Source organism: Amycolatopsis sp. NPDC028719 (assembly GCF_055565395.1).
In genome coordinates, this window is the sequence record NZ_JBVHUL010000009.1 from 241,150 (window position 1) to 265,917 (window position 24,768).

The window sequence follows — 24,768 nt, forward strand, 5'->3', positions numbered from 1 at the left end:
GGAGTGGACGTGACAGGCACTAGCTGCAGGTCGCTGCACTCAGCGCTCTACATCAGCTGGTACCGGTGCGTGCTGGACGGCATGACGCACGCGGTCACGGACGAGGAGTTCCTGCGCGGCATCCGCCTCCAGCAAGGCCGGTACCGCTCACTCTGCGGCCACGAAGTGCTGATTCACTCCTGCCTGGCTCCGGCCGACCGTTCATGTCCGACGTGCCGTGGACTCGTGAACGCCTCCGCTCGCGTCGCGGTGAGGCGACGATGACGCCGATCTCTCCCTTGGCGCGTACGGACCTCGACGCGTTGTTGCTCCAGCCGGTCCGCCTGTTCATCGCCTGCCTGCTGGCCGACACCAGCTGGCGTTCGCAACTCGCCGTTCAGCAGGCTTTGGGGCTTCCCACGCCCGACCTCGAACTGCACATCGAGTTCCTGCGCGCGTCTGGCTACCTCCAGTCGCGCGCTGAACCCCGCGAGCTCCGCCTTACCCCGCTCGGCTTGGACCGGCTGCTGGAGCACATCGGCGCTCTGAAAACGGTCGCGGCAACGGCCGGTGCTCTGGTCGCGGACGTACGAGCTGCGCTCCCCGCCGAGAACCCGCCATAGCGGTCGAGCACCAACCCACCCAGACGGGTCTCGAACCGCAGCTCACGTGCGCGCCTCTGCCACCAACATCCCCAGCAAGGACCTGAAGATGCCCAAGCCGATCATCCGTCCGCCCGCCACGGTTGCTGTCAGCAGCAGCCTGCGCGACGCCCGCAAGCGCCGTGGAATCGGCCTGCGGAGACTGGCCGAGAAGATCGGTGTTCATCCCGCGACGCTCTCGGCGTGGGAGCTGGGAATCAAAGTCGCGCCGGAGACCGCTGTGGCATGGATCCTCGGGTATCTCCGGGTCGAGTGGGCCGAGTACGACCGGGTGATGGCGCTCGCCCCGCACGTCGGCGACGCGAACCTGGTCGACCAGTCTGATCCGCAGCTAGGGCACCTGCTGTGGACGTATGAGCAGCTCTCAAGCCGCGTCGTGGAGTGGGCACCGTCGTGCATTCCCGAGCTTCTCCAGACCCGAGCGTATGCCGAACGAGTGCTTGACAAGACCGTGGTGCAGGACGATCGCAGGGACATGGACCTGCTGAGCCGACAAGTCCGCCAGCAAGCACTGAACGACGGGAACCGTCGCTACGTATTCCTGATCGCTGACCAGGCATTTCACGGCATGGACGACCTGCGCGACGAGCAGATTGAACACCTTCGCGCGGCGGCGCAACTCAAGCACGTGACGGTCCGGATCGTGCCGTCAACGGAGACGGTGCTGAAATCGGTCGGCGCCTTCACGCTCTTCGAGGATCAATCCGATCCGATTGCTGTGGTGCTCGGCCACCACTACTGCAACACGTACCTGACCGACCGAAAGCTGCTGAGCTGCTACCGCGACACGGCGAAGACCCTCTTGCGACGCCTTATCGACGAGTTTGGAAATGCCGACGCGTTCGGTACACCTGCGCCGATTAGAGGTCGTGATGACCGCGGCGATCTATATCGACCCGCTCGCGCTACACCCGGTGATCGATGACGAGTGGCATCGGACCCGTCTGACCGAGATCCCTGTACCCGGGCAGGTCATCACGATGCTCTGCGGTGCCTCCGGAGCCGCGGTGTTCCAGCCATCCCGTGAGCGTCGACGGCGCCGAATTCCTCGTCAGCGCGAGCGCTGCGACGCCATCTATCGACGTGAGCAGGGGATTCCACCTCAGCAAGATCGGATCCATCGTCGTTGAGCCACTGACCGCATACTGCGGCGAGACGTACGGTTTTGGCGAACTCCGATCCGCCGATCGCCTGATGTGGCAGGTGGTCTGTCTCGGCCTCAAGTCCGGTGCGCAGCGCCTATATGTGACGGCTGTGACGGGTTCAAGTGCGCTCGTCACAGCTGCCAGGAACAACATCTACGCTGGTAAATGCGTCTTTGTGGCCGTCACAGGGAATGTGACGGCGCGATGGTCCGCGGGACGGCTGCGACGGCGATATTCGTGACATCTCTCATGACAATGAGGTCGGCACACTGTGTCATCGTCCCGAAAGGCTGGAGGGCTCAGCCCGGCCAAATCGGTCCGCGCCGGCTGCGGCAAGAGGCTGCCTGGCCCACGGACGGGGGCGTCGGCGACCTATCACGGCCCGGCGTGCCGCCAACACGCCTGCCGTGCCCTGCTCGCTGCCCGTCGGCTGCTAGTCCTGCTTAACCGGGCAGGACCAGCAGCTGCCGACGCGCGCCGCGCCCTCGTGTCCGGCGATGATCCTGTCCGCGCTTGCCGAGCCGGCCTCTGTGACCGACTGGCTTAACCTGACCCTGGGCAGACCCGAAGTCGCCACCGCACCTTCTGTGAAGGTCGAGCGCCCGTCCGCGACTGCTGCGCAACCCCGGTGATGACCGAAGCTATTCTTGTGCTGCTGGATCTTCTGTACCTTGATTTGCGGTAGGTCCGAACTTTGGTTCAAAGCTGGTCGAACGGCGTAGAACGATACGCACAAGTGAGATGAGCATCTGGCCAGCAGGGCCGGGATCGGTGCCGCGCACACCGTGCCAGACGAGCACGATTACCGCCGCCAAAACCGCGAGTAACGGTACGGCGACATACGCACATGCGACGATCTGTGTAAGCCCAGGCCCTGGTTCCCCTGCAGCGGCTATGACGTCGTATCCGGCGGACGTGGTTGACACGAGACCTCCTCGAACGCCCTCCTGAGCGGAAGGGCACGCGATGAGGTTGGGACGACGCCCACCTGCCCGTCCCCAAATCCAGGGCGATCCGGTTGGAAGTCACGCTGCCAGACGGCTACGTTGCAGGTCTAGGTACTGATCCTGCGACTGCCCAGGTGCCCGCTCCGGGCAAGGCGGGCGCTCCAGGAGTGACCATCGAGTCAGGATCGAGAGGATCGAGCTCAATGCGTCAAACCGGACGGGTCGCCCTCCGTGCAGCCCTGCAGCAGCTCGAGCAGGAAGCGGTGGCTGCCCGTCGAGCAATCCGCAGACCTGTGTCGCGGCGCGAGGCAGCGAAGGAAGCCAAGGTCACCCACGGCGTCGAGCTTGGAGCAGGTGGCCAGCGCATCAGCGATTGGCTTGCAGATCAACAACTCACAACTGTTCCACACGACTGGGACCGGCTGTGGGGGCTTGTTCAGGTCTGGCACAGCTGGGCCGGACGCAAGCCTAATTCTACCTATTGGTTCAAACTTTTCGATGCCGCACGCAGTCATGCTAGAGATAACGAAGCCACACTACCAGACGTAAAGAATCGTAATTACCATCTTCCTGCGCATAAGGTGCAGGTAGTTAGCAACGTGGCGCCGTCGGTCTCCGGTTTCCTTGGTCGTGAAGACATCCTTAAATCGATAAGTGTCGAGCTGGCAAAAGATCTGCCTACGGCAGACTCAACTGTAGTCGCGCTGGTCGGCTACCCAGGCGTCGGGAAATCGCAGATTGCCCGACGATTCCTTCAAAACTCCGCTAGTCGATACAAGATACGTTGGTGGATCAATGCGAGTAGCCGTCAAACCACTAAAGATGGACTTACCAACCTTGGCTACGCGTTGGGTCACGATGTCACCATTCAGGAAGACGTAGTCATCGATCGCGTGCTCGCTCACTTGTCCGCTACGGGCCGATGGATTCTTGTTTTTGACAACGCTGAAGCACCCGAAACAATTAGTTGCTACATACCTTCCTCTATTGGAGGTCATGTACTCGTGACGTCCCTTAACGAGTCATGGAGCGGCATCGCCGAGCCTATTTATGTTGGACCGTTTGATGTGTCCAGCGCCGCCGCGCTCCTCGCACTTCGCAGCGGAGACAACGACAGCCTGAGCGCACGACGATTGGCGAAACATCTAGGGTGCCTCCCGCTGGCCCTCGATCAGGCTGGCCTTTACGCAAGTCAGCAGCGAATTACCCTGTCATCGTACTTAGCGCACGCTGAACAGAGCGGGGCGAATCTACTGAAGCGCGGATACCCTTTGGTTTACCCTGTGTCAATCTATGCTACTATTTCGTCCACTCTCGATCGGGTAGCTTCATCTTCTTTGCTCGCTGCTAAGATTATGAATAGCCTGGCGTTCTGTGCAGCAGATCAGGTGCCGATCGAGCATCTCAGCAAGCAGTCACTTGAATTGAATCAACATGACCCCTTGGACTGGGCTGAAGCGGTCGCCATACTTGGAAGGTACGGCCTGGTCACCGAACTTCCCGAAAACCCTGGAATACACAGCCTCACTCAAACAGTATGTCGAGATCGACTTGATGGGCCGATGCGGAAAATGACAATACATGACCTGCTGCAAGGTCTTGCCTACAACCTTCCCAATCCGAAATCTCCTGACGACTGGCCGCGTTGCCGGGCCATATCTCCGCACGTTCAGTCTGCACTTTCACATGCGGGAGAGTTGAAAACGGCAACCATTCACAGCGCCAGACTTAGAACTTGGTTTGGGACTTACCTCACGGCGACGGGCGCCGATCTTGGCGAAGCACTTCGTCACCTTAAGCTCGCTATCGAGATTGATTGGCCCAGCTTGGGTGTCACAGATGGGAGGGAGGTGGCAGCGTGCATGACAGAGTTGGGCGCCGTCCATCGCATCCTCGGTCATTATAGCGAGGCATTCGCCGTACACTCTCGCGCTCTCGCGATTATGAAGGTCGATGGAAACGACTCGGCGGACTTGGCCGCGCTACTAAGCGAAGTTGCTCATGACCTCCACGTGCAAGGAAAATACGAGCAGGCAAAGGACCTGCACATCAAGGCGCTCGATCTGTGGAAAAGGTTGAACATCAAAGATAGTCGACGTGCCTGGACGCTTGAGAATCTCGCAGTGTCTCTTCGTCGGCTAGGGCACTATGAGCGGTCGCGTGACATGCATATCGAGGCGCTCTCCTTGTGGAGAGAGGCTTTTCATGGCGATCGACCTGAAATAGCTTGGACAATCGACAGCCTGGCGTACGACTACCACTGCCTGGGTGCTTACGAAAAGGCATTGGAGCTAGATCGGGAAGCATTGTCAGTCCGCCGGCGACTCTACGTCGGTGACAACCCCGAGGTGGCCTGGAGTCTCGACATGATTGGTTCCGATCTGCGTGAACTAGGCAATCTCGGTCTGGCGTTGCAGAATCACCAAGCGGCCCTGGAAATGCGTCGACGATTGTTCGGCGACAACCACCCAACCGTTGCGCGTTCTCTCTCAAGCATCGCCAGGGACTACAGGGTAGCAAAAGATTTCTTGCACGCGTTGGAGTTCGAGATGTCTGCACTTGAGGCGTGGCGAAGTCTATATCCTGACGGGCACCCTGATACTGCACGGAGTCTTAGTTGGTCGGCGTCCGACTTACGACGTCTTGGAAGGGTCAGCGAAGCAGTCACACTCGATGCGGAAGCGCTGGACATTCGGTCCAGAATCCTCGGAGGACTAAACCACGAGACGCAAGAAAGTAGGGAATCCCTATCTCTTGATATCGAGCCACCTGACGGTAGGAACGATAGTTAGAAATTTGGGAAGGAAGTTTATGAAGGTCGATCTACTCCTTGTCCCATTCGGTGCGAGCTGGCCAGATATGCAGAGCGCCGCAATTTGGGCAGAGCATGTCGGATTCGACGGGGTTTGGACTTGGGATCATTTCAGCGGCCGCGAGTACGGCGCACCTCATTCGCTAGAGGCGTGGACTGTGGTCTCCGCCCTAGCTGCAGTTACTTCCAGAATCTCTGTCGGACCCATGGTTCTGAATGTTGCAAACAGAGACCCTGGCTCGTTAGCGGTTATGGCCGCGACGCTCCATCATGTTTCTTCAGGACGCTTGATACTTGGCCTAGGGGCCGGTCCAGGTCCACGCAATATTTTCTCCAAGGAACAGGCAAGGCTCAATCGCCAAGTTCCGTGCGATCAAGAGAGGCGAGGCAACGTGCGGCATGCGGTAGCGAGTATTCGCTCAACCTGGACTCTCAGAGAAGGATTTCTTGAGCCGATGCCTCATCCCGATATTGTCCTCGGTGTTCACGGTTGCAAAATGGCCGCACTAGCAACGGAGATCGCAGATGGGATGGACATCGAGTCGCACGTGCAGGATCCGCTGAAGTTGATTGATTTCGCGCGTTCTCGACTTCTTGAATGCAAGCGATTCTCGATATCGACTCGACTTCGGGTCGACGACGATAAATGTCGCTCGGTGGAAAATGTCAAAAGGTGGGTTGAAGCGTCAATCGATCGCATCATTATGCATGTTTATCCACCTTTCTCTTCGCAGTTCGCTGGCGCCTTGGCTGCAATGGAACTGATTCGTTCATCAGTGTAGTGTACTCGACGCATTTAAACGAAGAGACTCAGAGGACTCTCCTTGGATATCAGGTCACTTCTCACTAAGCCGGCCTGCCTCCAGAGGCTCGACAGTCTTTCATCGGAGTGGTCAAAGTGGAAATCTTGGCGTCCGTTAGACTTGCCCGAATGTTCGGAGCTGACGACGACGCCTCTGACCGTCTGAAGAATAGGAGATAAAATACTTTCGGGATCAGGAAGATGCTCGACGACATCCATGCACCACAAGATGCGTCCTTCGTAGTCCGTTCTTGTGGCCTCGTGCGGCAGAAGAAAGCGTGCGCCTCTGGCGCCGCGGGAATCTAGGCGGTAACGAAGGAAGCGAGAAGCCAGATTGTCAAAGTCCACGGCTATCACGTCAAAACCTAAGGCTTCGAACTGCAATGTGTCGGTACCCACGCCGGCGCCGAAGTCAAGGATCCTCGTAACGCCGAGAGCTCTTAGTGCACTGTATGCCATTCCGACGTAGTCTGGGCGTCTGCCGCTAGCCTTCCAAATGACGAGATTATACGCATACCACGGCGTATGCATATAGAACTCTTCAACCTCTTTGATTGCTTTCCGCGGCTTAGTGCGCCAGTCTTCTGCGAGCTTGGTCGAGGCGTCGATGCCGTAGATGAATTGGTCTCCGAGGAATTCGCGCAGCTCTAGAACCTCCTGTGATCCATCGCTTATGCGCCACCGTGCCGCGTTGTATGCTCTCCAGCATTGTGTACATGCGTCGAGATGCTCGCGAACTTGTGTTGTAACCTGGGCAACTCCCAATTGTTCCATAACCTGAATCATGCGACGTACTCGTGCGCAGGTGATATTAAAGGGTATTGCTGGTGACATTTAATCCTCCTTGTCGATCAAGGCCTCCAAGGTGTGATCTACTGAGGTTCGAGGTCACTCGATTGCAGTCTGGGCCAACTCAACGTCGACAGACTTTGTGGATAGAGAGTAGGATAGAGGAGGGACTCTCGACCAAATTTCACGCGCTCTTGGACGTTTTGGCGGACAGTCGCTGTTGGTGCAGCGTGGTGGAGTTTCGCGCTGACGGCAGGTCCATACATAGCTTGGACTGGACGCGAAGTGTAGCTAGACATTGGGCGACCATAGACTTCTTGACTCGTCCATTGTGAAAGGATCACGTGATTGGCGCTGCCGGAGTAGGTCAACGTTACTAGTGGTCGAAGGACCGCTTCTACAAAAAGATCCTCCAGGAGAACTCGCGGGAAGTGTGTTACAGCTGACGTTGCAGCACTTCGAAGGCTGCGTGTAACGCAGTCATGGCTAGTTGGAGGTGGATCGTTCAGCGAGAGTGCTCTAAAGCGGTGTTGGCATCTAGGGCATAGCACCCAGAGTGGCCATTCAAAAGAAGCATTGGACATCTTTGATTCAAGGCCTCCATGCCGAAGGATTTCATGTTGGCTGCGAGCAGTCTGGCTAACATCCGACCAGATATTCACGAGATGTCTAAGATGGTCATTAGCGTAATTCAGAAGGCTCGTGAGACGGATCGGTAGGGCGGTCACATTCGCTCGCTTCTGGGCAGCGTGGATGATCATTCCAGCGTTGAACGCTGCGTAGGAGTGAGTGCTAGCTGCTAGGCCTAGCATTTTGTGTGTCGCGACCTCGAGTCGTTGTCGAACTGCCCTCAAGGGTGTCCCAGGAAGTTCCCCTTCTTGTGAAATAACGCCAAAGATGGACTTTCGCCAACGGGTGACGTCACTTGGTAAAACTGGTGGAGTTATAAAGTGTGGGATGTCTTTGAACTTGAATCTTTTGTACATTGCCGCGAGCGGAATTGATCCATTGTGGCAGAAGATCGAAGGAAAGTGGCTTGCGTGAATCCTTGAGTCGGCCGCGTCGTCGGCATCGAGAGCGACGTAGAGGATTACGGATCCGGCATCTTTGGTGAATTTTGAAAGACGACTGGCTAGCTCGAACTGGCCAACGACGCCGGTGTAGGCGAGAAATGTTGGTTGATGGCTTACGGCCAGTTTTGCGGAGCCTGATTCAAGTTTGGTAAGGGCTTCAGCGCGCGCGGGCTCACGTGGATCGAGACCCAGGTCAATGCAATCTTGACGTGCGATACGAGCTAGAGTGCTATCTGTTAATGGGTGAAGATGTGGTTCCTGTGAATAAAGTAGAAGCGCTCGATCCATTAGGTCCTGAAGCGATTTTGCAGTGATAAGTGTGCCAACGGGAAGGAAGTGAGTCAAGCTAGGCGGCATAATGTCCGAGTCTATTGCGTCTCGCAATTGCACTGATTCTCCTGTTGGTTTTTAGCTTCCATCATACGTTTACGTCAACGCCCATAATTCATTAGTCGAGGGTTGGCAATCGGGTATATGTAGTCACGCGTGCTGATGTCTGATAGGCAAGCTCTGACGCTTTCATAACTTAATCCCTTCCGGCTCGGCTTCGCAGCTACGCTCAGTCTCAGTAAGTCAGGATGAGGCGACCGCGGGGCTACGTCCAGAGGTGCTGCTGGTTGGGTGCCGGAGTGAGCTCTTTCGGCGGATTGACAGGACGCCGTAGGTGAGACCCAACCCGACTCAAACGTATCCAGTACCGGCCCGAGCTGATCTACGCGTTCCTCACTCACGTCGGCCTGGAACTCGCCCGCAACTTCCGTAATGCCAGCCGTTCAACCTCTGTAGCTCGAAGCGCCAGCGTTCAGGGTTGGCTGCCGAGTCGGCCGCGGAACGTGGTCGTGCGGTGCCAGGCGAAGTATGGCTCGGACTCCGGCCCGTGGGCTTCGCAGCGTCGACTGGACAGATATTCTATGCGCGTTTTCAGGCTCCCGGCCCGGAGTCCGTCGACCTCGACGGTTCGGATGTGGCCGGTGCCGTCGACTGTGACCCAGCCCGACTCGTAGAGGATGTCGCATCCGAAGCTGCATGCGAGCATCGCTACGTCGCGCAGGTTCCGACGCTCGGCGTCGGTACAGGCTGCGCGCTTCTTCACGTGCGCGGCGACAAGGAACCGCACCGGATACTCGTCGCCGCACAATGCGCACGCCGCGCTGTCGCGGCCATCCGCGAGCAGCCGACGGAGTCGTGCCTGTTCGGTTCGGACCTTAACCTGAGCGAGCGCGTCGAGCTCGCCGAAGTGGATGTCACCCGGGCCGGTTCGACCGCTGAGCTTTCCAGTGTCACCATCACAGGCGACGAGCTGACGTCAGCGTGCGGCAGAGTTGCCAGCACTGCCCCGACGAAAGCGCTTCGGTGACCGAGTTCGTTGACCGAAACATGGACCGAGCCCCGTTCAGCGAGCAAGTCGAGCCCAGGCTGTACGTCGGCGACGGCGACCGGTCGCCCTTCCGGCGACCGGTCGGTAGCCACCAGCACGAATCCGTCCTCGATCTTGAGCACCCTGTTCTGTCGACCGGCGACGGTCAGGATCGTCTCGCCAGCGAGATCTCGGAGCAGTTCGTCTGCCTGCGGCAGCTCCGCGATCGAGGCCGGTTTGGCGGGTGCCGCGAGATCTGCCGCGAGCCGTGCAGCATCGTCCGGACCGTAACCCGGAACATCCAGGTGCAGCTCGATTCGCTTCCGGTTGTTTCCTTCCTTCGCAGCACCGTCCGGCAGACCGACCCGCCCTTGCGCCCGCGTGATCTGCAGCCCCACCTCGTTGATGGCGTGCTCCGCGGCCAACTGGATCGGACTCGGAACGATGCTGCGAGCTTCCTCCGACAAGTGGGCGGTCCGCGCCGACGCCACCAAGCCGGAGACCAGCACCGCCCGTCGGTCGCGAAGCCGACCAAGCAGCAACGTCAACGCGGGCACATACTGGTCGTTACGTGGCCGAGGTCCAGCCGCCCGGCCGCCGGCGCTCTCCAGCACCAAATTCAGGTGCTCGCCGTCGGCAACCACCGAGAACTCCGCATTCAATTCAACACTCTCATCATCACGCGCGTACACCGCATCAGCCTCCCAGGCCAACCCGGTCACCGACCGCCGGGAGTTTCTCTGTACCAGCTGGTCGCAGTCGCGGGCGCCCACCAGGCTGGGCGCACTACGCGCTGGCGTGCCCAGCTCGGCTATGCCCCGCTGCGAGGACATGTTCAAGGACTTCGCCACTTTCCCGATTCCCGGCGTCGCACGTTTTATCGCCCTGCAGGTTCGGAGGAGATCACCCATGCTACCCAGCGCGCGGCTGGGTTAGTCGGGTGCATCGAGGTGTGTCGTCCCACCCAACTGGAAGGTGTATGGCGGGAACGTGACAAAAAGTGGTCAAGTTGCGAACGGTCCTTCCCGAGGTCGATCAGCTGTTCGACTGTGTCCGGCGGCAGCAAAGGTGGCGGGGGCGGATCGTGGCGAGGAGTGGTTCGCGCTGACTGAGGAGCTGCGGAAGATCCAGGCCAACGTCGCTTGGTCAGCGTCGAGCCCGCAAACACAAAAAGCGAGGTCAGAGGCTCTCGAAGGTGCTCATGATCGGCTGCGGAGAACCGATATGCACCTGTGATCAAGGCTCACTTCTGGATTATGTAACTATGTCACCCGAACTAACGATTGACCGTTCGCGCGTGGCTGCGCACCGCTACTCAGGTGATCCAAGGGGGACTCCGCTGAATTTATCGAACAAGTTTTCGACCACCTTCCCCCCTTGTAGCGATGCGGGCAGGCTATCGTGCGAATGATCCCGGAATCGGTGCACTCAGGTGCCAGTCGGGCAGAGCAGGAGATCTTCTCCCAGCTGGCCGCACTCGAAGTGGCCGGGTGGGATACGCCCTGCACAGCACCAACCTGCCCGAGCACGACCGCAAGCGGGTATGCGAGATCGACTTCCTGCTGCTGGGCGAACGCGGCTTACTGGTGCTGGAAGCCAAGGGAGGCGAAATCCTCCTGAAGAAGGACGTGTGGCACACGCGTGACCTCAAGGGTAACCGGCACCGGCTCAAGGAGAGCCCACTCGACCAGGCTCAGACCAGTATGTTCGCCTTGGCGAAAGTTCTCCGCCGCATCACCGCCGACCCGGAGCTGGGCGAGCGCACGGTGTTCGGGTACGGAGTTGTCTTCCCAGACAGCGAGTTCGACGCGGTCAGCGTGGAGTGGACCCCGGAAATGGTGATCAACTCGATTCGCCTGGCCTCCGAGGGGTGGGCGGACTGCCTCGACCGGTTGGGCGCATTCTGGGAGGGAAAGCCGGGCAACCGTGGTCCTCTGTCCGCCGATGACGTCGAGCGCTACCTCAACGCCCTCCGACCCGACTTCGACCGCGTGCTGTCCCTGCGCCGTCTCGACGACATGGTGGAGAAAGAACTCGTTGCCCTGACCAGGAGCCAGTACAAGGCGCTTGACCAGCATCGGAGGAATCCGCGACTGGTGTTCGAGGGCGGTGCCGGGACGGGCAAGACCATGCTGGCGGTGGAGATGTGCCGGCGTGTCCGAGACTCCGGCGAACGTATCCTGCTGACCTGCCACAGCCAGATCCTGGCAGCCTTTATCCGTTCGCAGCAGGACTTGGACGGCATTACCGCAGTCCCGTTCGACGAGGTGTCGACCTTCAGTGCGGGCACCTTCGACATGGTCGTGGTGGACGAGGCGCAGGACGTCATAAACGGGCATAGCCTCGACGTGCTGGACAGCGTGCTGTTCGGCGGATTGGCCGATGGTCGCTGGGCCTTCTTCCTCGACTCCAACAACCAGCGTGGACTGGTCGGGCGCTACGAGGACCGCGCTAAAGCCAGGCTCGACTCGCACCGCCCCACCTTCGTCGACCTAATGGACAACTGCCGGAACACGATCGAAATCGTCCGCGCAACCCAGGAACGGACCGGCGCCGACTTGGGGGTGACCACGGCCGGACACGGCCGCGAGGTCGTAGTGGTCGAGGAGGAGCGCGATAAGGCAATCATCGCAGTGTCTGCGGCCTTGGCTGAGCTCGAAGAGCACGGCGTGCCGCTCGAACAGGTCGTGCTGCTGTCACCGCACGACCTGGCCGCATCGATCTTCGTCGACCTGCCCGTCGAGTGGCTTGAGCGGGTCGACGTTCTGGATCTGATGCGCATGCGCCGTCCTGGCCGTGGACGCGTCGGGTTCGCGCAGGTCGCCGACTTCAAGGGACTGGAGAGCCGGTACGCCTTCCTGGAGGTGGACGCCGCGGCGGACGAGCAGGCAGCGCGCGCCCAGTTGTACGTGGGCATGACCCGCGCCAAGGCCGCGCTCTGGGTGGTCAAACCGGACGCATCGGGGGCAGATCAGTGACAAGGTTGCACACCACCGGGTTCCCGGACCGTGACCGGGTGATCGACTATCTACACGACCAACTGGTTGGTCCGGTCGACAGCGAGGACGAGGTCCTGTACGAGCGGGCTCCACAGCATCGGTACCTGACCGCCGTGCTGTACCCGATGTCGCTCACCCCGCCCACCGCCGATGTGAGCTTCCCAGCCGATGATGCCGAGGAAGTCGACGATCAGGCGGGGGCATTACCCGAGGACGACGACGAGAACCCCATCACGCTGGCGGGACAAAGTCGGCCGAGTTCGGCCGGCATCAGCTTCATGACCGCGGAGCGGTCCGCCATTGTGGTGGAGGTGCGAGCTGGGCGGTACCGCGCCACCTCGGATGACGAGTGGCAACGCGAACCGCTGGATCTCGTGGGTGAAGAAGGTCTGCGGTTCGAGCCTCCACCCTCCGGAGCGAGCCGGCGGAAGGAGGTTTGGAATGGGGCGGCCAGCGTCGAGGTCATCTGGCGTCTGCATCCCGACGGCGTGATCGTCACCGTCGTCTTGGTCAACCGCAATGTGCAGGAAGAGCGCCGGGCGGTGAACCCAGAGGACTTGCTCTTCCAGGTCGACCTGCGCTGCTCGGCCGTGGAGGGCACCCTCATCCGCTATCCGGCACAGGCACGGGCACATAGCGACGAAGAGGCGGAAGAACTCGAACTCCAGTACCGTGACGTGCCGGTGTACGCCGTCGGCCACGGGACAGCCGCCCGCTGGGACACGACCGGCGAACAGCCCTCGTGGGTCGGCACGTCGTTCCTCCCCGTGCACGTCGTGCCCGACGTCGACTTCGACCTACCCGACGTGGCCGACGCCGTCCGCCTGAACGGCCTCGCCGCGATGGCCACCGATCCTGAGCCCGTGTTCGCGGCCCTGACCGGCTTCGTCGACCGATACTCGGACTGGATCACGAAGACCTGGGACGCCGCAGTGGCGAACCTTGACCAGCGACTCCAGGCTGCCGCTCAGCGGTTGCGCGTCCGTGCCACAAGTGCTAGGGACCGCATGCTGGGCGGTCTCGACTTTCTGCGCGAAGACCAAGTTGCACTCAAGGCCTTCGCTCTGGCCAACCGCGTGATGGTCATGCAGATGGCGCACAGCCAGCCGCACCTCGGCGGCTCGCCGCACGCTCCCTCGGAAGCACCGGACCCGGCGGTCGACTACGACTCGCTCGACTACGCTTGGCGACCGTTCCAGCTCGGCTTCCTGTTGATGACGGTGAAAGGCGTGGTCCAAGAGGGCGAAGACCGGGACTTGGTCGACCTGATCTGGTTCCCCACCGGAGGTGGCAAGACCGAGGCGTACCTCGGGCTCGCGGCGTTCACCATCCTCCACCGGCGCATGACCAGGGGTGACGCGGGAGTGGGCACGACGGTCATCACCAGGTACACCCTACGTCTGCTCACCAGCCAGCAGTTTCAGCGCGCCGCGACCATGATTGCCGCCTGCGAGCGGGTGCGCCGGGACGACCCCGAGTACCGGGGGCAGCTCGGCAGCCGCGCCGTGTCGATTGGCCTTTGGGTCGGCGGTGATAACAGCCCCAACAGCTTCGCAGAGGCCCGGCGACTGATCACACGGCTGCGTGACGGAACCGCGAGCGACCAAGGCTTCCAGATCGAGTCCTGCCCGTGGTGCGGTACCAGGGTCACGCCCGGTAGCCCGGAGGACGAGCGGCGGTGGGGCATCTCGGCGACCAATAACTCTTTCCGCGTGCGGTGTGTGAACGACAAATGTCCTTTCCGAACCGAGCTGCCAATGTCCTCCGTGGACGAAGACCTCTACCTGAACCCGCCCACCATGCTGGTCGGCACGGTCGACAAGTTCGCCCGCACGGTCTGGAAAGAAGACACCGGCGTGTTCTTCGGTGCGGGTCCCTACCCGGGTCCGTCACTGATCATCCAAGATGAGTTCCACCTCATTTCCGGTCCGCTCGGGACCATAGTCGGCCTCTATGAAGCGGCTTTCGACGTGCTGATGGCGCATCGGGGCAACAAGCCCAAGATCGTCGCCGCCACGGCCACCATTCGCCGGGCCGACGAGCAGACCAGGGGTGTCTTCGGGCGGCCTGTTGCGCTGTTCCCGCCAGCGGGTGTCGACGCGGCCGACTCGTACTTCGTAAGCACCGACCGCGAACGACCCGGTCGTGCCTACATGGGGGTTATGCCCCAGGGGCACACGCCGCTTACCGCGCTCATCCACGTCGCTGCAGCGCAGCTGCAGGCGCCACTCGAAGTCGATCTGACGCCCGCGGCCAAGGACGCATACTCGACGCTCGTCGTCTACCACAACAGTCTCCGCGAGCTGGGCAAGACGATCAACCTCGCCTCTGACGACATCCCGTCGCGGTTGAAGGTGATCGCGCAGGCCGAGGACCACGTGCGGCACCTCGACGACGACAACGTGGTCGAGCTGACCAGCAACGTGGCGTCAGCACAGATCCCGCAACGCCTGGACCGGCTCAAGAAACGGCACGACGCGTCGGACGGCGTCGCCTTCCTCGCCAGCACCAATATGATCTCCGTGGGCGTCGACGTCGGCCGTCTCGGCGTCATGACCGTCGTTGGCCAGCCGAAGACGACCGCCGAATACATCCAGGCCACCAGCCGCGTGGGCCGGAGCGCCGACCGTCCAGGCATCGTCGTAACGGTGTACTCACCGTCCAAGCCGCGAGACCGGTCGCACTACGAGTCGTTCACGCCCTACCACGCGAGCCTCTACCGCTCGGTCGAGCCGAGTTCGGTAACTCCGTTCTCGGTACCGGCGCGCCTGCGCGCCCTTCACGCAGACTTGGTCGTGCTGGTGCGCCACGCGCTCGGTCTGTCGGGTGACCAAGAGGCCGCGTCATTCGACCCCGACGACGAGCGCTTCGCTGTGCTCGTCAAGAGATTCCTCGGCCGAGTCGAACGAGCCGACGCAACCGAACTGGAGCGGGTCGAGGCTCACCTCAACGACCTCATCGAGACGTGGGTGAAGCGGGCAGTGGATGCGGAGCCGGCTGGCGGTCTGCGCTACAGCCAGGGCGGGCGCGAGCGCCCCAGACTGCTCAAGCGATTTACCGACCGAGGGGACGGCTGGGCCACGCTCGACTCGATGCGCAGCGTCGATGTGGAGGTCCAAGTCGAAGTGAGGGGGGCACGAAAGTGACGGTCCGCAAGGTTCGGCGTTCGCAAATCATCAGTCCTTTCGGCCCTGGAGCGATCATCGACCTCGTCGGTGAGTCGTTCGTGGTCGAGGATGCCGGGAAGTGGCGCGGCCCGCACGTGCCCATCGATTTTCCGCGCTTAGCCGCCTACCTGAAGGTGGATTCGCTCGCGGCGCCCTCACCCCGCTGGCCCATCCCCTACTTCCGCTTCCCGCAGTGGCTGTTCTGTCCAAGCTGCCGGCGCATGAGCCGGTGGTCGTACAAGAAAGAGGTCGCCAACACCGCCCCGTCTTGTGAACACTGCCCCGGTCGCAAGCAGCTCGTCCCAATGCGGTTCGTTGCGGTGTGCGCCAACGGGCACCTCTCGGATGTGGACTGGGCCGGCTGGGCACACTCCGCGGTTCGCCGCAGCCGGAATCAGAACCAATGCCAGCGGCCGGAGCTGAAGTTCCTGAACAAGACCGGCGTCGGTGGTGGCCTTAACTCGCTCGTCGTGCGTTGCGGAACGTGCGGCTGCGAGAAGTCCCTGGACGGATTGACCACCAGGATCGGACTGAAGCAGATTGGCGGCAAATGCTCTGGCAGGCAGCCGTGGCAGGGCTCGAGGGACGCCTCGGCATGCTCCGAGCAAATGGTTGCGATGCAACGCGGGGCGTCGAGTGTGTACTTCCCCACGGTGGAAAGCGCGATCGATATTCCGCCGGAGTCGGCGTGGAGCACGATCAGCGACCCGCTGGCGGCGCTGATAAGGAGCAACGAGTTCAAGTTCCTGGTGGGCCAACCGAGCTACAAGCTGGCCAAACAGATGATCGAGGTAGCGGCCGACGAGTATAAACTCTCCGTCGCCGAGGTCGAGGCGGCACTGGCTCGTGAGGCGGGTGATCCGCGCACTCCCGTCGACGGTGGTCCGGAGAACATCCGTCCGGACGAGTGGGCGGCCCTGATCAACCCCCAGGAGGACCACGACCACCGGGATCGCTTCATCTCGCGCAGAGCCGATCGTCCGTTGGGAGACGTCGGAGGGACGACGAGCGGCTGGCGGCAACTGATCGCAGACGTCGTACTGGTCGACCGCCTGCGCGAAGTTCGGGTGCTGACGCACTTCGAGCGCCACACGATGCGGGAGAAGGTGCCGTCGAACTTGAGTTCCGACGGCGACTTCCTGCCAGCGATCGAGGTCTTCGGCGAGGGCTTCTTCCTCCGGTTCGACGAAGAAGCCCTCGCCCACTGGGAACGATCAGGCGCAGTGATCGACCGATGCCGGAAGCTGGTGGAGCGGCACAAAGACAAGGGAGCCAAGTGGCTCCCCGAGCCGACACCGCGCTTGGTGCTCCTGCATACCTTCGCACACCTGCTCCTGCGCAACACCGCCTTCGAAGCTGGCTACTCGACTTCCGCGTTGCGCGAGCGCCTATACGTGACGAGGAGCGGCAAAGGCCCCGCCATGGCCGGCGTACTGATTTACACCGCAGCTGGTGACTTGGAGGGCACTCTCGGCGGTCTCGTCAGGATGGGTGAGTCCCCCCGGTTGGGTCGGCTCCTCGACATGTCGATCATTTCGGCCGGGTGGTGCTCGTTTGATCCCGTGTGCGCAGACCACCCAGGTCAGGGACCGGACGGGTTGTCCCTGGCGGCATGCCACGCGTGCTCGCTGACCCCGGAGACGAGCTGCGAGGTGATGAACAGGCTGCTGGACAGACGCCTTCTGATCGACCCGGAGTTCGGGTTCTTCAAGGACCTGGCTGCGACGGTCGACGGTGTCCCGGGAAGCGTGCTGTGAGCGCCGCGTTACGAGCCCCGGTTCACGAGGCACTTTGCCATACCGTGGTGGCTGCCGCACCCGCAGTCGATCAAGCGGACCAGGCGGTCACGGCCTACCGCCGCTTGCGGGGGAGCGGCAAGGAACTCCACGTCATCACCCGGTCAAGCGTGCTGACGAGCCGCATCCGCACGATGATGCCGTTCGAGAGCCGTGGAGACACGGTGATGACCTACCACTCCTACTTCGCCGACATGTGGCGCACGGTACTGCGAGTGAGGCAACCGGAGACGGACGATTACGACGTCGACTTCTGGGAATTCAAGCGGCACCTCCGAGCCCGTTACGTCCGGCCGCTGGACCGGCGACATGTCATCGTCGTCCAAGGGCAGCAGCTGCCACCCGACTTCTACACGGTGCTCCGGCTACTGAGCATCGAGGCGACGGTATTCGTCGACCCCGTGCAGACGGTCGGCGACTCCGGTACGACATTGGACGACCTCACCGCTCTCCTCGGCGCGGATGCCGCCACGACCTCGCACGACGTCGATGGCGGCACTGCGCAGATCGACCAGTTGCTAGAGCGTCTTGGCGATGGATCTTTGCTCAAAGACGTCTCCCGCCGTGAAGGTCCGCGGCCAGTGTTGGTGGACCACGAGGACGTCGACGAGGAGATCCGGTTTGTCGTAGAGCACGCGACGGCGCACCGCGACCGGCGAATCGGCGTGCTGCTGCCGACCCGCGAATTGGTCCAAGTCTTCAAGGATGGGATCGGCGACCTGTTCGACGGTACGACTCAGTGGCACCTGTCCGGTGCAAGGGTCCCGCGGCACGCCGCGGTTACCGCATCCGACCCGGGAGTCAAGGTTCTGACCTGGGTCAGCGCCATGGGTATGCGGTTCGACCACGTCGTGCTGGCGGGACTCGACCAGGTGGAGGACCGTTTCCGGTTCGAGAACGCGCTGCGGGTGCTCGGCCCGACGACGCGCTCGGAGTTGTTTCTCTCCTACTCCGGTGTGGGACGACCCACTGCTTTGAGCGGGCTCCCGTCTGCCCTCGTGGACGACCGCACGCGTAAAGCGGTCGGCGACGAGTGGGTGGAGGTGGTGTCCACCAGGCACCTCGCTGCTTCTCCTGTCACGGCAGAACAGCTGCCCCCGCCCAGCCGATCAGCCGTCGACAGTGCCCGTGCTGTGCTCGCTGCTCCAATGCGGAGCGAGGACCGCGCCAAACGCCTACTGACGGCGGAGGAGGAGGTCGGGCTGGCGCAGTTGATGCGGCTTACCGGTGAAGATCTCGCGGAGGAACTCCCCAAGCGTTTCCGCTCAACGCTGCGCAGCGCTGACGAGCGGGCGAAGGCGTTCGACGCCATGGTGTTGCACAACACCGGCCTCGTCGGCTCCTGCATCACGAAGCACCTCGGTGCCGGTCTTGACTACGAGGACCTGTACCAGCACGGGCTGTTGGGTCTGATGCGGGCGATCGAGAAGTGGGACGGCTCGCGAGGACTGAAGTTCTCCACCTACGCGGTGAACTGGATCAACCAGCATATGGGCCGAGCAGTTCCCGACGAAGGCGCGATGATCCGGCTGCCGGTCCACAAGTACGAAGAAGTCCGCAAGGTTCGCACCGTTCGGAACGGACTGCTTCTCCAGCAGGAAGACGCTCCAATCGCGGAGATCGCCAAACGCACCGGGTTGTCTTGGGAGAAGGTGGTGGACTGCCTGCGGTTGTCCTTAGGTGTGATCAGCCTGGACGCGCCCTTGGGCATGGATGGCGAGATCTCGTTCGCGGAAATGATCCCCGCTCCGCTCGAAGACCACTCGAACCCCGACTACGTGGTAGACCGCGAACTCGGCGCCGAACTGGTGCGGAAAGCTTTGTCACTACTGAAGGAACGCGAAGCCGAAGTGCTCAGATTGCGGTTCGGCTTCGACGGTGGTGACGAACTCACCCTGGATAAGATCGGCGAACACTTCTCGTTCACCCGCGAACGAGCTCGGCAGATCGAAAGCAAGGCGAAGGACCACCTGCGCGACAAGCTCGCGGACGTAGGTCTGGTGGCCGGCGGTGCAAATCCCGTACCTATGCCCTCACCGAAGCGTCCGACCCGTCGGTCGAACGGCATGCGCACACTGGAGCGTGAGAAGCGCCCGACCAGCACGGAGATCGCCACGGGATCGGGACTCGTGGAGCTGCTCGGCGCTGCAGACGGCGACAGTGCCGTGGGAGCTCTGCTGATCGCCCTGGTGGACCGCGCGTTGCGGTCCGGCGCCCGCCACGTCCGCATCAGGAGCGCGGGCTCTGGCACGAGCTGCAGACTTTCGCTGGTCCACGACGGTGCAACCTTCGCCGGGTATTCGTTGCTCTCGACGCTGTCCGAGGGACACGCGGTGTCCCGCGGATCGGTGGCCCTCGGCATCGCCGCTTCCCTGTACGGTGAGATCACCACCTGGGAGTCGCATGCGTCCCCGGCCTGCCTCGTGCTCACCTCCGCCGTGGACACCGACACCTGGTGGCTGCATCGCACTTCTCGGAGGCTCCCCGCGGGACTGCTGGCCAAGGACGAGGTCGACCGCTGGTCGGTGGTGTTGCTCCGCATCCCACGTCCGCAAGTCGCGGGTGCACACCTCGGAACGATCCTCAACCGGTGCATCCGCGACTTGGGCGTGGTGTTCGGAGAGTTGTTGGAGCGCAGTACCCGCCTCGACGTCAACGGATGCGTGGTGACTGCGAAAGACCCGTTCCTGTGGGGTAACCCGGCCGGGCAGCACCTCGGGGAAGAGCGGGTAACTGGCGAAGGCTTCTCGGCGGTCGCCAGTCCTCGCGTCCTACCCCACCCGGACCTCCTGCGTGCCGGAGAGGCGGACTCGGTCGGCGACCCGGTCGACTGGCGGGCCTCGCAGGGTTTCTACGTGCGATGTGACGGCCGGTACCTCTCGCGCGGTGGGTGGCTCGGACTCGACGGCTTGGACATGGCGGAGAGCACCGCACTGGCCAGGGTCCTCGTCGAGGTACCGTTCGCACAGCGCTCCGCCTGGGGCGAAGATCACCCCGGAGCCGCGGTCGTGGTGCCGGCACCGCTGCGGCCGAGGCTTACTGCTCTCGCGCGCATAGCACGCGGCAAGTCAGAGCTTGTAATCGAACAGCACCGAACCAGGGGGACGACGTGACGGACGGCGAACTCGCCACCTTCGTAGCGGAGCTGCGGCGCAGGGTGGAGGACCGGGTCCAGGCGGAGCCGGAGCTAATGGCACGGGACGCCTTCGTGACCCTGATCGGTGAGCACCTGATCGACGACGGGGCGCTAGACGATCTGGACACCTGCTACTTGTTCATGCCCTGGCAGAGTCGTCGCATCGAGGTCGCGGGGTATGACATCACAGGAGACGGCACGATCCTGCATCTCGTCACCGTTGATTACGGCTTGGACGCCGAGCCCCTGAAGCGCGAGCGGCTAACCCAGTTGGTCCGCCGCGCCGGCGCGTTCGCGGAGTTCTGCCGCAGCGGACTGCACGAGCAGCTTGAGCGGTCGAGCCCGCCTTACGACATGGTCGAGCACATCCACGGCACGTGGCCCCAGTTGCAGATGATCAAGATTCTGGTCTTCACCGACGGGAAGAGCGGGTTGCGCCGAGCGGAAGAGGCCACCGTTGCTGGTCTCCCGACCCTCGTGAACGTGTGGGACGTCAACCGTCTCCAAAAGCTGATCAGCTCCGGCGCCCACCAGGAGGACATTCTCATCGACGTCGAGGAGATGGGGTACGAAGTGCACTGCCTGGAGTCACCTGAGCAGGCCGATGGTTACCGCTGCTTGATGGCGATGCTGCCGGGGAAGCTGCTCGCCGATCTGTACGACGAGCACCACAGCCGGCTGCTCCAGCGCAACGTGCGTGCCTATCTCCAAGCCAGGGGAAAAGTCAACAAGGGAATCGCGGAGACGCTCAAGGAGCAGCCCGGCCGATTCCTGGCCTACAACAACGGCGTGTCCGCCACCGCTCGGGCAGCAGACCTCGAGCGGACGTCGGGCGGACTGGTGCTGCGCACCCTGACCGAGCTGCAGATTGTCAACGGCGGGCAGACCACCGCCTCGCTGCACCACGCTGCGCGCAAGGGGATCGACCTAGCCCGGGTCATGGTGCCCGCGAAGATAACCTTGATCGCCGATGACCGGCTTGACAGCATGGTCCCGGAGATTTCCCGCTACGCAAACTCGCAGAACGCTGTCACCCCAGCTGACTTCGAGGGCAACAGCCGCTTCCATGTCGGGTTGGAGCGGTGGTCCCGCACCACCTGGGTGCCCTCTCTCGGGGTCGACGTCGAGCAGACTCGCTGGTACTACGAGCGCGTGCGCGGGCAGTACGACGTCGAGAAGAACAGGTTCACGACCGCCGCCACGCGACGAAAGTTCGACCGCGAGAACCCTGTGCGACAGCGGTTCGGCAAGACGGACGCCGCCAAGTACGAGTACGCCTACTCGCTGCGACCTGAAATCGTGTGCCAGGGCGCTGAGAAGTGCTTCCGGACGTGGACGTCGGACGAGGGCTTAGCCGAGCGCGAAGCCCCCGATGACGTGTACTTCCGCCATTTGGTCGCCAAGGCGATTGTGTTCCGCCAGGTCAGAGCGATCATCCAGAAGCAGAACTTCGGTGGGTACCTCGGTCAGACAGCTGCGCACAGCGTGTCGCTGATCGTACACACGCTCGGCGGGCTCGATCTCGACCGGCTCTGGCGCGAACAGACGCTGCCCGAAGCGATCGTTAGTGCGGTACCTGACGTTGCCAAGGCTGTGCGCCGGGTGCTCACCTCACCTCCGAGCGGCGGAAACGTCACCGAGTGGGCAAAGAAAACCGCCTGCTGGGACCGCGTCCGCGCGATAGGGTGGGCCCCTCCTGCCAACGTCCTCGTCGGTTAGGTGACTTCATCCCCGTTTTCATTGTTAGCGCGTCGGGTCGGCCGAGCGGACCGGTCCCGGGAAGTGGCATGAAGAAATTGAGCACAACCAGATTTACGGTGGTGGAGGTCCCGCGCGGGTCCCTGTTCGGAGGACGGGAGGCGACGTGGCGGTCTACGCGGTGAAGCTCGAGCGCAGCGACCTGCTCCAGTTGCCGGCACACCCGGAGGCGTGCACCGAGGAGACCTTCGAGCAGTGGTGCGCCGACCGGGTGGCGAAAGGTGCCCGGCTCGCGGTCGACTTGTTTTCCGGCGGCGGTGGCTTGAGCCTGGGTTTGACCGACGCCGGGTGGACCGTCGCGGCCTCGGTCGACCACAACAAGTTCGCGTTGCAGACTCACCGGGCGAACTTCCCCGGCCTCGCGCTCGACGTCGACTTGGGGGACCCGAAGAAGCGCGCCGCGTTGGTCAGGATGCTCAAACGCGTCGAGATCGACCTCATCGCCGGCGGGCCACCGTGCCAGCCGTTCAGCAGGGCAGGGCGCAGCAAGATCCGCAGTCTGGTGGACGCCGGCGTGCGCGACGAGTTCGACGAACGCAAGGAGTTATGGAGAGCGTACGTCGATGTCGTGCTCAAGGTGAAGCCTCGTGCGGTGCTGATGGAAAACGTCCCTGACATGGCCTTGGGCGACGACTTCCACGTTGTACGGCGGATCGTGAATATGCTGGAGGACGTCGGATACCGGACCAACCTCCGACTGGTTGACGCCCGGCACTACGGCGTTCCCCAGCACCGCAAGCGGCTTATCCTGCTCGCCCGCCTCGACAGCGACGCCTTCACTTGGCCTAGCCCAGGCAAAGAGGTGTTCGTACAGGATGCAATTCACGACCTACCTCGCCTCGGCCTCACGACCGGTCGTCGAGATCTGCCCTACTCACCCGATGGCGAGGTATCGGAGTTCGCGAAGGCGATGAGACGCGGCATCGGCGAGCGGAGGGTGTGGGATCACATGACCCGGCCGGTTCGCGAGGACGATCGTGAAATCTTCGCTTCGATGACGTCGAAGACGCTGTATGCGCACATCGATCCCAGCCTACGCAGGTACACCGCAGAAACGTTCGACGACAAGTACAAGCGGTTGGACTGGAAAGAGCTGAGCCGTTCCATCACCGCGCACATCGCGAAGGACGGCTACTGGTACATTCACCCGTCTGAGAACCGCACACTCACCGTGCGTGAAGCCGCCCGTATCCAGACATTCCCGGACAACTTCCGCTTCGCGGGCAGTCGCAGTCACGCGTTTCAGCAGATCGGCAACGCAGTGCCGCCGATGCTGGGCAAGGCAGCAGCTACCGCCCTGGTCCCGGTAGCGGTCGCCGACAAGGCCCGGCAGAACCGGTGGCGTGTTCTCGCAAACCACTTGGCCGCTTGGGCCGAGGAGCGGCGTGCCGGGAATTACTGGTGCGTGCTCCCCGGAGACGAGCTGACCCCGCCCGTCGCCGCGGTCGTGGCGATGCTGGACCCGACACCCGTTGAACTGGCCGCCTACGCTTCTGGCCTCCGCGAGGTGGCCACGCGGGGGCGGATCACCAAGCGAGCGATCGACCTCATCGAACGAGCGGTAGTCACGCGCGGAGCTGCTGCATCGGTCACACGCCTACGGCAGTTGCAGAACGACAGGAAGCTCTGGCTGCACCCCCAGGACATGCCGGAAGTCTTAGCGCTTCCGCCTGGGAAGACTGCACTCCTGAAGCTGCTGGCGGGCGACGATGTCTTGTTAACCAGCCAGCCGGCCATCCGCGTGTCGTCACGCGTGCTCAACACCAGCTCGGAGCGGACGAACAGCCTCACTGACGGCAGGGTCGACGTCTCCCGCTTGATAGGAGGCGACTCCAGCGCACCGCTGCGCATGGCCGCGTTGCGACTGGTCGGCCAGCTTCACTGCCACAAGCGAGCACCGATGTGCGCGGGATGCCCACTGGCCCGCCAGTGCGCGACCGCCCTGGACGGTGAGTTATCGGACCGACTGTTCTGAACAGAATTGCAGATAATGCCGACGGTCGGAAGGATATCGCGATAGATCGGGGAGAATTAATCCATCTACTGCACTTTCCTTGCAGTGCGGTAAATGGGTGGCGTCAGGCGAACCAGTCGGTCGTATTTCCCGGCCTGTGGTCAATAGATCGCCCTGTTCGGTGAGGAGCGGCCGTGTAGGCTGTCTTGACCAGTCGTCGACGTCCGCTTAGCGATGCCCGATGCGCAGTTTGCGACCATAGCCTGCCGTACCTGATCCGAATCAGCGAGTTGTGGCGGTGTCTTGCGCCTGGCGACCAAGATGTTCCGCAGCCGAGCATCGCTTTGGCGGTTCAGGCTGCCGTTCAACGTCGAGCTGGCTCAGGTGTCTGT

The 24,768-nt window shown here is 62.2% G+C and carries 14 protein-coding genes; 11 read left to right on the forward strand and 3 right to left on the reverse strand.

Features of this window, described 5'->3' with window-relative positions; genetic code table 11:
* Window positions 1-203: 203 nt before the first annotated feature.
* The 5 genes from ACZ4TR_RS35895 (at window position 204) to ACZ4TR_RS35915 (ending at window position 6,327) form a co-directional block, all read left to right on the forward strand.
* Window positions 204-602 carry a MarR family transcriptional regulator gene (locus ACZ4TR_RS35895; protein ID WP_465292407.1) on the forward strand — a complete coding sequence of 133 codons (399 nt, stop codon included), beginning with the start codon at window positions 204-206 and terminating at the stop codon, window positions 600-602.
* Window positions 603-690: 88 nt separating this feature from the next.
* A complete protein-coding gene (locus ACZ4TR_RS35900; RefSeq protein WP_465292408.1) occupies window positions 691-1,566 on the forward strand; it encodes a Scr1 family TA system antitoxin-like transcriptional regulator in 876 nt (291 codons plus the stop codon).
* 98 nt (window positions 1,567-1,664) lie between these two features.
* Window positions 1,665-2,027: a hypothetical protein gene (locus ACZ4TR_RS35905; protein WP_465292410.1), complete on the forward strand. Its 363-nt coding sequence runs from the start codon at window positions 1,665-1,667 to the stop codon at window positions 2,025-2,027.
* 777 nt (window positions 2,028-2,804) lie between these two features.
* The gene (fxsT, locus tag ACZ4TR_RS35910) at window positions 2,805-5,525 is read left to right on the forward strand and encodes an FxSxx-COOH system tetratricopeptide repeat protein (RefSeq protein ID WP_465292411.1); all 2,721 of its coding nucleotides are present in this window, start codon (window positions 2,805-2,807) and stop codon (window positions 5,523-5,525) included.
* A gap of 19 nt (window positions 5,526-5,544) precedes the next feature.
* On the forward strand, window positions 5,545-6,327 hold the full coding sequence (locus ACZ4TR_RS35915; RefSeq protein ID WP_465292413.1) for an LLM class flavin-dependent oxidoreductase: 783 nt from the start codon (window positions 5,545-5,547) through the stop codon (window positions 6,325-6,327).
* 14 nt (window positions 6,328-6,341) lie between these two features.
* Here ACZ4TR_RS35915 and ACZ4TR_RS35920 read toward each other — a convergent pair whose 3' ends face one another.
* The 3 genes from ACZ4TR_RS35920 to ACZ4TR_RS35930 form a co-directional block, all read right to left on the reverse strand.
* Entirely contained in the window at window positions 6,342-7,181 is an 840-nt protein-coding gene (locus ACZ4TR_RS35920; RefSeq protein WP_465292415.1) for a class I SAM-dependent methyltransferase, read from the reverse strand.
* Window positions 7,182-9,011: 1,830 nt separating this feature from the next.
* Window positions 9,012-9,326, reverse strand: a complete 315-nt coding sequence (locus ACZ4TR_RS35925) for a hypothetical protein (RefSeq protein ID WP_465292417.1) — start codon at window positions 9,324-9,326, stop codon at window positions 9,012-9,014.
* Window positions 9,299-10,288: a hypothetical protein gene (locus tag ACZ4TR_RS35930; protein ID WP_465292419.1), complete on the reverse strand. Its 990-nt coding sequence runs from the start codon at window positions 10,286-10,288 to the stop codon at window positions 9,299-9,301. Before ACZ4TR_RS35930 ends, ACZ4TR_RS35925 begins: the two co-directional genes overlap by 28 nt.
* 768 nt (window positions 10,289-11,056) lie before the next feature.
* On the opposite strand from ACZ4TR_RS35930, the gene ACZ4TR_RS35935 reads away from it, so the two are divergent.
* The 6 genes from ACZ4TR_RS35935 (at window position 11,057) to ACZ4TR_RS35960 (ending at window position 24,397) form a co-directional block, all read left to right on the forward strand.
* Window positions 11,057-12,544 (forward strand): nuclease-related domain-containing DEAD/DEAH box helicase, encoded by a 1,488-nt coding sequence (locus tag ACZ4TR_RS35935; protein WP_465292421.1) that lies wholly within the window; start codon window positions 11,057-11,059, stop codon window positions 12,542-12,544.
* A gap of 38 nt (window positions 12,545-12,582) precedes the next feature.
* Entirely contained in the window at window positions 12,583-15,711 is a 3,129-nt protein-coding gene (locus tag ACZ4TR_RS35940; RefSeq protein ID WP_465292423.1) for a helicase-related protein, read from the forward strand.
* Window positions 15,708-17,489, forward strand: coding sequence for a DrmB family protein (gene drmB, locus ACZ4TR_RS35945; protein ID WP_465292424.1), 1,782 nt, complete (start codon window positions 15,708-15,710; stop codon window positions 17,487-17,489). Before ACZ4TR_RS35940 ends, drmB begins: the two co-directional genes overlap by 4 nt.
* Window positions 17,490-17,536: 47 nt before the next feature.
* Window positions 17,537-20,641, forward strand: coding sequence for a sigma-70 family RNA polymerase sigma factor (locus tag ACZ4TR_RS35950; protein ID WP_465292425.1), 3,105 nt, complete (start codon window positions 17,537-17,539; stop codon window positions 20,639-20,641).
* Window positions 20,638-22,383, forward strand: a complete 1,746-nt coding sequence (locus ACZ4TR_RS35955; RefSeq protein WP_465292427.1) for an AIPR family protein — start codon at window positions 20,638-20,640, stop codon at window positions 22,381-22,383. Before ACZ4TR_RS35950 ends, ACZ4TR_RS35955 begins: the two co-directional genes overlap by 4 nt.
* A gap of 145 nt (window positions 22,384-22,528) precedes the next feature.
* Window positions 22,529-24,397 carry a DNA cytosine methyltransferase gene (locus tag ACZ4TR_RS35960; protein ID WP_465292429.1) on the forward strand — a complete coding sequence of 623 codons (1,869 nt, stop codon included), beginning with the start codon at window positions 22,529-22,531 and terminating at the stop codon, window positions 24,395-24,397.
* The last annotated feature ends 371 nt before the right edge of the window (window positions 24,398-24,768 follow it).

Coding starts and splice junctions, on each gene's coding strand:
- ACZ4TR_RS35915 (WP_465292413.1), top strand. CDS start 5,545: ATGAAGGTCGATCTACTCCTTGTCCCATTCGGTGCGAGCTGGCCAGAT.
- ACZ4TR_RS35900 (WP_465292408.1), top strand. CDS start 691: ATGCCCAAGCCGATCATCCGTCCGCCCGCCACGGTTGCTGTCAGCAGC.
- ACZ4TR_RS35895 (WP_465292407.1), top strand. CDS start 204: ATGTCCGACGTGCCGTGGACTCGTGAACGCCTCCGCTCGCGTCGCGGT.
- ACZ4TR_RS35920 (WP_465292415.1), bottom strand. CDS start 7,181: ATGTCACCAGCAATACCCTTTAATATCACCTGCGCACGAGTACGTCGC.